Annotated in this window: 10 protein-coding genes; 5 read left to right on the top strand and 5 right to left on the bottom strand. The window is 72.1% G+C overall.

All coding sequences use genetic code 11. The annotated features are described in order from the left end of the window. The first annotated feature begins 286 nt into the window (after positions 1-286). The 4 genes from ABZ707_RS27170 (at position 287) to ABZ707_RS27155 (ending at position 4583) form a co-directional block, all read left to right on the top strand. Positions 287-559 carry a helix-turn-helix transcriptional regulator gene (locus ABZ707_RS27170; RefSeq protein WP_360179844.1) on the top strand — a complete coding sequence of 91 codons (273 nt, stop codon included), beginning with the start codon at positions 287-289 and terminating at the stop codon, positions 557-559. 162 nt (positions 560-721) lie between these two features. Beyond that, positions 722-2074 (top strand): DUF6083 domain-containing protein, encoded by a 1353-nt coding sequence (locus ABZ707_RS27165; RefSeq protein ID WP_360179842.1) that lies wholly within the window; start codon positions 722-724, stop codon positions 2072-2074. 78 nt (positions 2075-2152) lie between these two features. Continuing rightward, entirely contained in the window at positions 2153-3616 is a 1464-nt protein-coding gene (locus tag ABZ707_RS27160) for a UvrD-helicase domain-containing protein (protein WP_360179840.1), read from the top strand. Between the two features lie 427 nt (positions 3617-4043). Continuing rightward, the gene (locus ABZ707_RS27155; protein WP_360179838.1) at positions 4044-4583 is read left to right on the top strand and encodes a hypothetical protein; all 540 of its coding nucleotides are present in this window, start codon (positions 4044-4046) and stop codon (positions 4581-4583) included. 60 nt (positions 4584-4643) lie between these two features. On the opposite strand, the gene ABZ707_RS27150 is transcribed toward ABZ707_RS27155, so the two are convergent. Next, positions 4644-5852, bottom strand: coding sequence for a PP2C family protein-serine/threonine phosphatase (locus ABZ707_RS27150; RefSeq protein WP_360179836.1), 1209 nt, complete (start codon positions 5850-5852; stop codon positions 4644-4646). 234 nt (positions 5853-6086) lie between these two features. Here ABZ707_RS27150 and ABZ707_RS27145 point away from each other — a divergent pair, with 234 nt between their 5' ends. Continuing rightward, on the top strand, positions 6087-6299 hold the full coding sequence (locus ABZ707_RS27145; protein ID WP_360179834.1) for an EF-hand domain-containing protein: 213 nt from the start codon (positions 6087-6089) through the stop codon (positions 6297-6299). Positions 6300-6365: 66 nt separating this feature from the next. Here ABZ707_RS27145 and ABZ707_RS27140 read toward each other — a convergent pair whose 3' ends face one another. Genes ABZ707_RS27140 through ABZ707_RS27125 form a run of 4 tightly spaced genes read right to left on the bottom strand, consistent with a single transcriptional unit; the run spans position 6366 to position 10645 of the window. Then, positions 6366-7037: a response regulator transcription factor gene (locus ABZ707_RS27140; protein ID WP_360179832.1), complete on the bottom strand. Its 672-nt coding sequence runs from the start codon at positions 7035-7037 to the stop codon at positions 6366-6368. Next, complete coding sequence (locus tag ABZ707_RS27135; RefSeq protein WP_360179860.1) at positions 7034-8347, bottom strand: sensor histidine kinase; 1314 nt, start codon at positions 8345-8347, stop codon at positions 7034-7036. Before ABZ707_RS27135 ends, ABZ707_RS27140 begins: the two co-directional genes overlap by 4 nt. A gap of 8 nt (positions 8348-8355) precedes the next feature. Then, the gene (locus tag ABZ707_RS27130; RefSeq protein ID WP_360179830.1) at positions 8356-9612 is read right to left on the bottom strand and encodes an acyltransferase; all 1257 of its coding nucleotides are present in this window, start codon (positions 9610-9612) and stop codon (positions 8356-8358) included. Continuing rightward, the gene (locus tag ABZ707_RS27125; RefSeq protein WP_360179828.1) at positions 9605-10645 is read right to left on the bottom strand and encodes an alpha/beta hydrolase; all 1041 of its coding nucleotides are present in this window, start codon (positions 10643-10645) and stop codon (positions 9605-9607) included. Before ABZ707_RS27125 ends, ABZ707_RS27130 begins: the two co-directional genes overlap by 8 nt. Positions 10646-10792 lie beyond the last annotated feature (147 nt).

The raw sequence follows: 10792 nt of genomic DNA, 5'->3' as shown, positions 1-10792 counted from the left end.
GACGGCAGCCGCCTGATAGCCACACCCAGCACCCCTGGGCGACCCAACCCTACGAATGGCACGATCAACCCGATCAAGACGGTAGAGCCGCCTGAGGACACACGGTGCGCAGCCTCATGGGCGTGTGTCCCTCCCTTCCCGGTCCGGCGCCAGCCCCACCGCGCGGTACGGCGGGACGGCCGACACCGTAGTGCAGACCCCTGCCCTCCCGCCGGTGGAGCCATCGGGAGAAATAGGGCAGAGGTCTGCACTGACAGGGCAGGGGTCTGCACCGTCGGATGGTCAGGTGACGATCTTGCCGCCCGATCCGGACCTCGACGCCCTCCGACTGGAGCTCGGGCGTCTACGGGCTGAGCGCGGGTGGAGCTACGACGAGCTCGCCTCCCGCAGCGGTCTGGGCAGGCGCACTGTGATCGAGATCGAGCAGGGCCGCACCGTCGGCACCCTCAAGACATGGCACGCCCTCGCACACGCCCTGGACACACCGCTCGACGAGCTCTTCGCCACCCTCTGCCACGAGCACGGCCTCCCCGGCACCGACGGCAGCTCCGACAGCTGATACTGGCCCGTCCAGCGCCGGCGGCGATTCACTCGATCCGGCAACGCCCTATCGAATGCGCGAGCAAGCGTTCGCACTGTTGTCGCCCCGTTCTGCTCTGCCCGGGGGATCATCAGGGACGCGTACCGCAGGCGGGGCGTGTCGGCTGGCAGCTTCGCCCGCATGTGCTCCTCTCCTTCTCCTTCCGCGCGGCGCTGGGACGGCAGCCGCGCGAGCGCGCCCCAGCGGCGGTCCCTGCGTATCGCCCCCGACAGTGCCAGCCGGATGCTGCGATGCGGCCAGACCACGTCCTGCCGCGAATGCGGCAATCCGGTCGAGTGCTACCTGGGGGCCGACGACCGGCTGGTGCGGCTGCATCCGCACGAACTGCCGGTGGCCGGGGTGCCGGAGTCCTGCCGCTGGCATGTCAGCCGCGGCATCGCCCATCCCGCGGGCGAGGGGAGCAGCTGGTGCCGGCTGACACACGACCTGCTGTGCCCAGCCCGCCCGGCTCCGACGGCCGCGCCGCAGATGTCCGGCCTGCGCCGGACTCTCGCCCTGCGCACCTCCCGTCTGCTGGACACCGGAGTCCTCGCTCCACCTGCCACACTGGCAGGCGGCCCGCCACCGGGCGAGGCCGTCTGCCGTCCGGCCCGGCCCGTCGTGCAGCTACTGTTCGTCCGCTACCTGGCCTCCCGCCCTGTCGATGAGATCCAGTGCGTCGCCCAGACCCGGCGCCGAACCCGCTGTACGGCCAAGGTCCTCGGCCCCGGCGGGTTGCACGGGGTGTGGACCCTGGTACCCGTGACCGTGCACCACGGTCAGCTCGCACTGCCGTCGGATGTCATGGCCGTCTACAGCCTGTCCGCACTTGCCGTACCAGGAACAGCTGCGGTGGCGCACCCAACGGTGCCGGGACCATGCCACAGCGTCGACCGCCGGCGACCTCGCCGTCGCGGACTGGGACCCCTTCGACCCGCTCCGCCACCACGAGCACATCCACACCCGCCTGCCCACACACGGGCGCCGCCCCGGCGGCCACGCACCTCGGCGGGTCTGGTCGTGACGCATCAGTACGCCGTCGAGATCGTCCTGACGCGGCCCGCCACCGTTCGGGAACTTCACCAGGCCAGCCACCGGGTGACGTTCGCCGCGAACGCAGACCGCACCCGGCTGATGACGGTGCAGCGCGGCAAGAGCCCGGGCCGCGCCCTGCACTGCCTGCGCCGCCGCCTGAACACAGTCCTGCCGATCGACGTGCTGACCACGCACGATCCCGACCGCCAGGGCCATGTCCTGCTCAATGTCGCCCTCAGCCGCCGCGCCGACGCGCAGATCCGCGAGGAGGCGGCCTCACTTGGCCAGCGCGCCAGGGACGTCCTGACCGAACGAATCACGGCCTATCTCACGCACGAGCGAGGCCAGCGGCGACACCGCCTCGAATCGCAGATACAGCGCCTGCTCACCCACCACACCCTGGAAGAAGTTGTGGCCTGCGCCGCAGGCCGCCTTCTGCAGGTACGTCTGCCACGCTGAGCCCGCCGTCGCCTCCCCGGCCGGACGCAGCCACCCGCTGCGCCCCGCTCCGGCCGTTCCCATCCCACGGAGCCCACCTTGCCCACCCCCACTCACGAACAGGTCCACGCGGCGGACACTTTCCGCGCCGGACGGCACCTCGCACTGCAGGCCGGAGCCGGAACCGGGAAGACCAGCACCCTGTGCATGCTCGCCGCCGGCACCAAACGCCGGGGACGCTACCTGGCCTTCAACAAGGACATCGCGCAGGACGCCGCAGCCCGCTTCCCGTCCACGGTGCAGTGCCGGACCGCCCACGCCACCGCCTTCGCCGCACTCGGACACCGCTATGCCGACCGACTCAACAGCCCCCGCCAGCCGGCCTGGAAGACCGGACAGTCCCTCGGCATCCTCCGCCCCGTACGGATCGCCGACCACGAGATCAGCCAGAGAACCCTGTCCCACAACGTGCTGCGCACCGTCACCCGCTTCTGCCACTCCGCCGACAGCGCACTGGCCCAACACCACGTGCCGCGCCTACGCGGCCTTGACGCCCCCGCCGCCCATCGGCAGTTCGCCGAACTCGTGCTCCCCTTCGCCGCCAAGGCATGGGCGGACCTGCAGCGCCCCGACCACGGCATCGTCCGCTTCGAACACGACCACTACTTCAAGATGTGGGCGCTAACCAGGCCGAAGATCGAGGCCGACTTCCTCCTCCTCGACGAGGCCCAGGACACCAACCCGGTGCTGGAGCAGGTGTTCACCGCACAGCGCGACCACGCCCAGCTCGTCATGGTCGGCGACTCCGCCCAAGCCATCTACGGCTGGCGGGGCGCAACCGACGTGATGACCGGCTTCGACGCCGAACAGCTGACCCTCACCCGCTCGTTCCGCTTCGGGCCCCAGATCGCCAACGAGGCCAACCGGTGGCTCGCACTCGCCGACGCCCCTATCCGGCTGACGGGCACCACCAGCGTTCCCGCAGAGGTCAGCAGCGTCGACCACCCCGACGCCGTGCTGTGCCGCACCAACATCGGCGCGATGACAGAGGTCATGCGTCTGCTCGGCGAAGGACACCGCGTAGCCCTCACCCGGGGAGGCCAGCAACTGGCCCAACTCGCCTCTGCCGCACGCGACTTGAAGGAAGGGCGCCGAACTCATCACCCCGAGCTGGTGCTGTTCGCGTCCTGGGGCGACTTGCAGGACTACGCCGCCCACGATCCGGGCGGCTGCGACCTGCAGCCCTTCGTCGACCTCGTCGACACCCACGGTCCCGACGCCATCCTCGCTGCCGTGTCCGACCTCACCGAGGAAGCACACGCCGACGTCACTGTCTCCACCGCCCACAAAGCCAAAGGCCGCGAATGGCCGACCGTCAGGATCGGCAACGACTTCCCCCAGCCGAAGGAACCCAACTCCAGCACGAGCGCGGCCGACCAGGCCCCGGAAGTAAGCGGCACGGACGCCCGTCTCGCCTACGTCGCCGTCACCCGTGCCCGCCACCAACTCGACCTCGGCGGCCTGGCATGGAACGCCACCCCTCAGGAGAACGAGAGTGGTTGACGCCGCAGACATCGAGGGGCAGCCAGTTCCCCAGCCCGTCCACGCCCAGGGCGGCCGAGTGGTGGCCTAGCCAGTCGACTCGGTCATCTCGCAAGCCTTGTGCAGCACACTCAACCTCTCGCTGGTGTCGTCGCAGGTAGAGCTACCTCCAGTTACAGAGAGTCAGCGACGGCGACCATGATTCGCCAACTATGCCTCTCATGATTTGCCAACAAGGGTTCTCCACGCGCTCCCCACCTGCGCGTCTCAGTTCATGATTCGCCAACTAAAGATCTCGGTCACAGCCGGGGTCGGGGCAGGCCACCGAGCGGGCGACGGCTCCTGGAGGGATCGGCCATACGCCGGGCCCCGACCGGTCCGGCGCTGAACGCGCGGCGACCGGGCCGCGCCCCTGCGCACGCCATGTCTCCTTGGTTAGGGTGCGACCATGGCCACCGCCCGCGCCCACGAACCCGTCCTGCTGGACCCCAAGGGCCCGGTGATCACGGCAATCGCGTGTACCGTGGGCGCGGTCCTGTTCCTGGGTGCGGGAGGGGCCTTCGTCTATGCCACCGTCCGCACCGCCGCCGATTTCGGCGAGACCAGCGGCGGGTGGGTGTGGGCCGGCGCCGGCCTCGCCCTGACCGCGGCGTTCATCGCCTGCGTCGGGTTGACCACCGCCCTCTCCGCCCGCGCGGAACGGCGTGCCACGCTCCAGCTCGCCGCCCTCGGCGTCGACGCGACCGCCCTGGTGCTGGCGGTCGCCTCCGCCCCGCCGACCAACGACGACTATCACCAGGTCCGGCTCCTGATGCGGATCAGCGGCCCCGGCTTCGAACCCTTCGAGTGCGGCAACGAAGTCCCGAAGTACCGGTTCGGCGGCGCCACGCAGGGGACGGTGCTGCCGGCCCGGGTCAATCCGGTCACCCGCGCGTTCACCATCGAGCGACCGCCCGCGCCCCCGGCCCCCGGAGCCGGAGGCGCGTAACGGCACGGTGGGGTTCCGGCCCGACCACACCTACTGCCCGACCACGCCGACTGCCGGCGCCTACTGTCGGCGCGCCGGGGGCGGCACGGGCAGGCCCGCGAGCGGGCGATGGCCCCTGAGGGAATCGGCCATGCGCCGGGCCTCGGGGAAATGCTGCTGCGCGGGGGTGCGCTCGATGGCCAGGAGGACGGCGTCGTCGGCGAGGTGCCTGCCGGTGTGGCTGAGCAGATCGCGGTGGATGTGGCGCACCAGGGCGGCGGGGCTGGACGCGGCGAAGGACGCGACCCGTTCGGCGAGCGGATAGAACGCCCCGGTCGGCGAGCGCGCCTCGATGACCCCGTCGGTGTAGAGCAGGAGCGCGTCGCCTGCTTCGAAGGTGAACGGATCGGTGCGGAAGCTCGACGCGGGCGGTACGCACACACCCAGCGGTGGCGCGATGCTGTGGGAGTGCAGCATCCGGACCTCGCTGCCGTGCACCAGCAGCGGCGGCGGATGGCCACAGCTGATCATCTCGGCCCGGGAGCCATGGTCCGGGATGTCCAGCACGAGCGCGGTGACGAAGTGCTCGCCCGGATCGTGCTCGGTGTCGGCCACCTCGTCGACGCTGCGGTTGACGCTGTCCTCCAGGGCCGCCACCAGTTCGGGCAGGCCGCGGCACCGGTGAGCGCCCTCCCGGAAGGCGCCCAGGACCACGGACGCCTCTCCGATGGCGTGCAGCCCCTTGCCCCGCACATCACCGATGATCACCCGGCTGCCGCCAGGAGCCGCGCGGGTGACCGCGAACAGGTCCCCGCCGATCTGGGTCTCGTCCTCGGCCGTCAGATACAGCCAGGCCACCCGCAGCGGCCCGACCCGCTGGGGCGGCGGACGCAGCAGGACCTGCTGCGCCGTCTCGGCCACCGACCGCACCCGGTTCAGCTCCCGGCCACGCCGCTCGCGCACCAGACAGACCACGACCACCAGGGTGGAGAGTATGGCCAGCGCGACGATCTGCGCGATGTGATTGGTCGTGGTCAGCCCGCCGTGGAACACCCCGATCACGACCTGGGCCGCCACCGCCAGCACGCCGGTCAGACCGGTCAGCCGGGGCCCGCCGAAGGAGGCGGCCAGCGCGGGCGCGACCACCAGCAGCGGACCGAGGTGGACGTTTTCCGGCGAATGGATGTCGACGACGGTGATCACCGCTATCAGCACAAACGGAATCGCCACCAGCCCGCGACCCAATGGGTGCTCCAGGAGGCGATCCGAGAACAAACGCCAGTAGACCATCCGTTCCGTTTACTCCTTTATCAGTCCATTTACTCCCTTATCTGCGCTGAACGCTACCTCGCGGACACCCCTCGGCGACGAGTCCCGCACAAGACTGACGAGTGCCGCACAGGACCCCGCACCGGACGCGGGGCCCGGGAGCGCGCCCGCGGTCCGCCCGGGCCGGGCCCCACGGGGTCCGAAGGGCTGCCGGTACGGTGACCGCGTCACCGACCGCATCGCGAAGGGAAAGAGATGACGGACACCGAATCGCTCAGGGCGGCGTTCGACCAGTTCGATCTGGACAAGGACGGCGCGATCACCGCGGCGGAGTTCCGGAGCGTGATGGCCGGACTGGGCGACAGCACCATGTCGGAGTCCCAGGCCCGGGCGCTGCTCGCCGTCGCCGACTCCGACGGCGACGGACGGATGACCTGGGACGAGTTTCTCGCCCTGCGCAGCCGCTGAACCACGGCGTCGGCGTTTCTCCACGCGAGGGGGTGGCGCGCCCGGCCGGACCCGGCGGCGGACGGCTCAGTGTCCGGCCGGGCGCACCAGTCCCGTCTCGTACGCGAACACGGCGGCCTGGGTCCGGTCGCGCAGGCCCAGCTTGACCAGGATCCGGCTCACATGGGTCTTCACGGTCTGTTCCGCCACCACCAGCCGCCGCGCGATCTCCGCGTTCGACAGGCCCTGCGCGATCAGCGACAGGACCTCGGTCTCACGCTCCGTCAGATCACCGACACGGTCCTTGAGCGGGGCGCGGGGAGCGCCGGTCATCCGGGAGAACTCGGCGATGAGGCGCTTGGTGATGTTCGGCGCGAGCAGGGCGTCGCCGGCCGCCACCACCCGTACCGCGTGGGCGAGTTCGGCGGCGGACGCGTCCTTCAGCAGAAACCCGGAGGCGCCCGCGCGCAGCGCCTCGTACACATACTCGTCCAGATCGAAGGTGGTCAGGACCAGTACCTTGACGGTGGCGCCGGCCGGTCCGGTGATACGCCGTGTCGCCTCGATACCGCCGACTCCCGGCATCCGTATGTCCATCAGGGCCACGTCCGGGGCGAGTTCGGTGACCTTGGCGACGGCGTCGGCGCCGTCCACGGCCTGGCCGACGACCTCGATGTCCGGTTCGGCGTCGAGAAGCACCGTGAGGCCCTGGCGGACCATCATCTGGTCGTCGGCGATCAGTACGCGGATGGTCGTCATGAGGTGTCCTCGGCGGGGTCGGCGCGCTCGGCGTGGGCCTTCGCGGGAAGCATCGCGGTCACTTCGTAGCCGCCGTCCGGCGTGGCTCCGGTGGCCAGTTCGCCTCCCAGCATCGCAGTGCGCTCGCGCATCCCGAGCAGGCCGTGGCCGATGCCCGGCGAGGGCGGCGCGGCCCGGTCCGGCGCGGTGTTGGTGACCCGGACCGTGACCCCGGCCGGGCGGTACCCGATCTCCACCCGCACCTCCGCTCCCGGCGCGTGCCGCAGCGCGTTGCTGAGCGCCTCCTGGACGATGCGGAACGCCGACAGCTCGACGCCCGGCGGCAGCGGACGCGGCCGGCCGGTCGTCCGGGTGGTGACCGCGAGCCCGGCGCCGCGCACATTGCCGACCAGTTCGTCCAGCCGGCCGAGAGTGGGCTGGGGATCGTGCCGCGCGTCCGCGGACCGGGCGTCCTCGGATCGCAGCACACCGAGCACCGTGCGCAGTTCGGTGAGCGCCTCCACGGCGTTCTGACGGATGCCCGCGAGGTTCTCCCTCAGCTCGTCGGACGGGTTCTCCACCAGGTGGGGCGCGGCCTGGGCCTGGATGGAGATCACCGACATGTGGTGGGCGACCACGTCGTGGAGTTCGCGGGCGATCCGGTTGCGCTCCTCCAGGAGGGTGCGCCGGGCGCGCTCCTCGGCGGTGATCTCCTGCTGCGCGGCCAGCCGTGAACGGGCCACACCGCCGGCGCGCAGCGCGGCGCCGAGCACGACGGCGGTGCTGAACACGGCGACGGCACTGCCGACGACGGAGTTGTGGGCCTGGGAGGTGAACGCCTCACAGGCGAGGCCCGCGAGGACGCTGATCACCAGCGCCTCCGCCGCGGTCCGGGGCCGGGCCCGCAGCGCCAGCAGGAACAGCACTCCGGCCTGCAGGGCGATCCCGGGGCCGGTCCAGGGATACCACTCGCTTCCGGAGATACGGGGCTCCGAGACCCGCGCCACGACGACCATCAGGATCGTCGCCGCCCACCAGGCGGGCACCGGCCGGAACACGGCGACGACGAGCGCCGCCGACTGGAGGCCGCCGAGCAGCAGGGCGTACGAGATGCCGAGGTCGTAGGTCCAGGCGAGTTCGTCAACATTGTTCACGGTGATGAACGCCGCCAACAGCACCAGCGGCACCATGAAGGCCGGCAGCCAGTCCAGCCAGCGTGGCCGTCCCGCGGTCGGCAGCGGATCGGCGGCCACCGTCCACAGGTCCTCACGGAGTGCGCGCGGCGCCGCCCGCGCGCACTCCGACAGCCGCTGGGCGCCGATCCGCTCCATCACGCGCTTCACCCTAGGGCCTCTCGTTTGGATCGGGCTGGGCTCGCTTGCCCCGGCACTGGCCCGGACCGGGCGGGGCGCCCCTCGGGCACCAGTCGGCCGCCCTTTCGCGGCCGTCCCTCCTCGTACGTACGGAACGCCGCCCGGCACACCAGCAGCGCCACCGCGAACACCGGGAGCCAGGCGAGCCGGGCGAGCACCCAGCCGGGGCCGTCGGGCAGGGTGTGCAGGCCGGGCAGCGCGCCGCCCGCGAACAGGCCGACGGCGACGACCGCGATCATCGCCGTCTGGTGCCAGAGGAAGACCGTCATCGCGGACAGGTTGACCAGCGCCACCGCCGCCCATGCCGCCGGCCGCCTCAGTGCCCGGCGCAGCGGGCCGAGCAGCAGCAGGGCCGCCCCGCACTGGGCGAGGCCGAAGGTGACGGCCGCGAGGGTGGGCGGATCGAGGTTGGAGATCCCCGCGCCCGGCACCCCGACCATGGCTGCGGGGTAGCCGCCGAACAGGACCAGGCCCGCCGTGGCGGTCGCGCCTCCCAGCAGCAGCGCCCATCCCGTGGCCCGCCCGGGCCAGGGGGTCTTCCGTCCGGATGATGCCGGGCCCGTGCGCCCCGGCTCCGCGCCCCGGTCCAGCCCGAGCCCGGCGAGAGCCCCCAGGCAGTACGGCACCAGCCAGCCGGCCGCCAGATTGATCCAGCCGAGCCACGCGGGACCGCCGAGGCCGTACCGGATCAGGTCCACGTGCAGGACCACCGCGAGCGGCCACAGCGGGGACACCCTGGCCACCAGCGGGGTCGCCGCCGTCAGCGCCGCGAAGACCAGCAGGAACCAGAGCGGCGACAGGACCAGTTTCACCAGGGTGTGCACGGTCCCGAGGCCGGCGCCCGCCGCCAGCAGCGCGCCGGCCGTCAGCGACCAGACCACCAGTACCGCGGCCACCGGCCGGAACAGCCGCGCCATCCGGGCGCCGAGCCACTGCCGGTACGTGATGCCCCGCGCGGACGCGGCGGCGCGGCTCCGCGCCGCCATCATCCCGCCCACCATGAAGAAGACCGCGAGCGTCTGGAACACCCAGGATATGAAGGCCAGTCCGGGCATGAACCGCAGCGGACTGGCGACGCGCAGCACACCGCTGTCGGCCACCAGCGCGGTCACCAGCCAGTGGCCGAGCACCACACCGAGGATGGCGCAGGCACGCAGGGCGTCGACGGCGCGGTCACGGCCCGGCGGGGTGGCGGATTCGATCCGCCCGACGAGTTCACGCATCGCGGCGCTCCCCCGAAGACGTCTGGCCCGAAGGTGTCCGGCCCGAAGGTGTCCGGCCGGAGACGATCCTGGCGAGATTCCGCAGGGACACGGAACCGGGCCTCAGATAGTCGCTGTGGCCGCCGGGGCCCGCGTCGAAGACGCGGGCCCCGAAGCCCTTGGAGACCGGGTCGGCACCGAATCCGACGGTCAGACAGGGAAGTCGGAGCCGGGCGTGCGGCACCTCGGCCATCCAGTCGCCGTCGCCCCGGCCCGCCCACACGGTGGCCCCGGTACGCAGTCGGCCGGCATGGTCGACGCCGGTGCCGGGGCTGCCGTACAGCACGATGTCGGCGACCCGCAGGCCGTGGGCGGCCCCGGCGCAGACCACCGAGCCGTAGGAGTGGCAGAGCAGCGAGACCCGGGCGCCAGGTCTGGCATCCGTCAACTCGGCCACAAAAGCACGCAGTCGCGGAGCCGCTTCGTCGGCCAGGCCCGGAGTCAGTGCCTGCGGGCTGACCGTGGCCGGGGTCCGGTAGCCGAGCCAGGCGATGACGGCGGCTCCGCCGCCCAGTTCCCGCCGGAGCGCCGAGGCACCGGCCCGGAGGCGCCCGTATCTGTCGAGGCTGGTGTCCGAGCCGGGCACCAGCACGGCGATCCGTCCGGCCCCCGACAGGTCGCCGAAGACCTCGACGGTACGGCCGCCGTCGCGGCCGTCGAAGGAGAGGAAGTGGCGGGCCGGGTCCGCCATGGCGCGCAGTACGGCGGCCCGGCTCCGGTCGCCGTGGCCCGCGGCCGCGCTCCCGGCCGCCCGGATGCCGGCGCGGCTGGCGGCGTAGCGCTCGTCGAGGACGGCCGGGGTCGCGGCCCTCAGCGGGGAGAGGACGGCGGGGGCGGCGGCCGGGACAGCCGCGGGGCGGGCCGCGCCCAGGAGCGGCACCACCACCGACGCCATGACCAGCACGGCCAGGGCGTGGCGCGAGCCGGGCGGGAGTTTCGCGGCACGCCGCGGCCGAGTGCGGCGCGGACGGCTGCCGTGCGGGCGGGACGCCATGGGGATCGGTCCTTCCGTACCGGATGTCTTCTGTCTTCCGGCACCGAAGTTAGGGATCACACCGGGTGGTCGGCGTCCCGCCGGGGAGCGCACCTGCCGCGTAGCTCCGAAGTACTACGAGTAGGGCGCGGGGCCCGGGTCACTACC

The organism is Streptomyces sp. NPDC006923 (assembly GCF_040635655.1).
Classification (GTDB): Bacteria; Actinomycetota; Actinomycetes; order Streptomycetales; family Streptomycetaceae; genus Streptomyces.
This window is presented reverse-complemented; position numbering and strand designations above follow the sequence as displayed.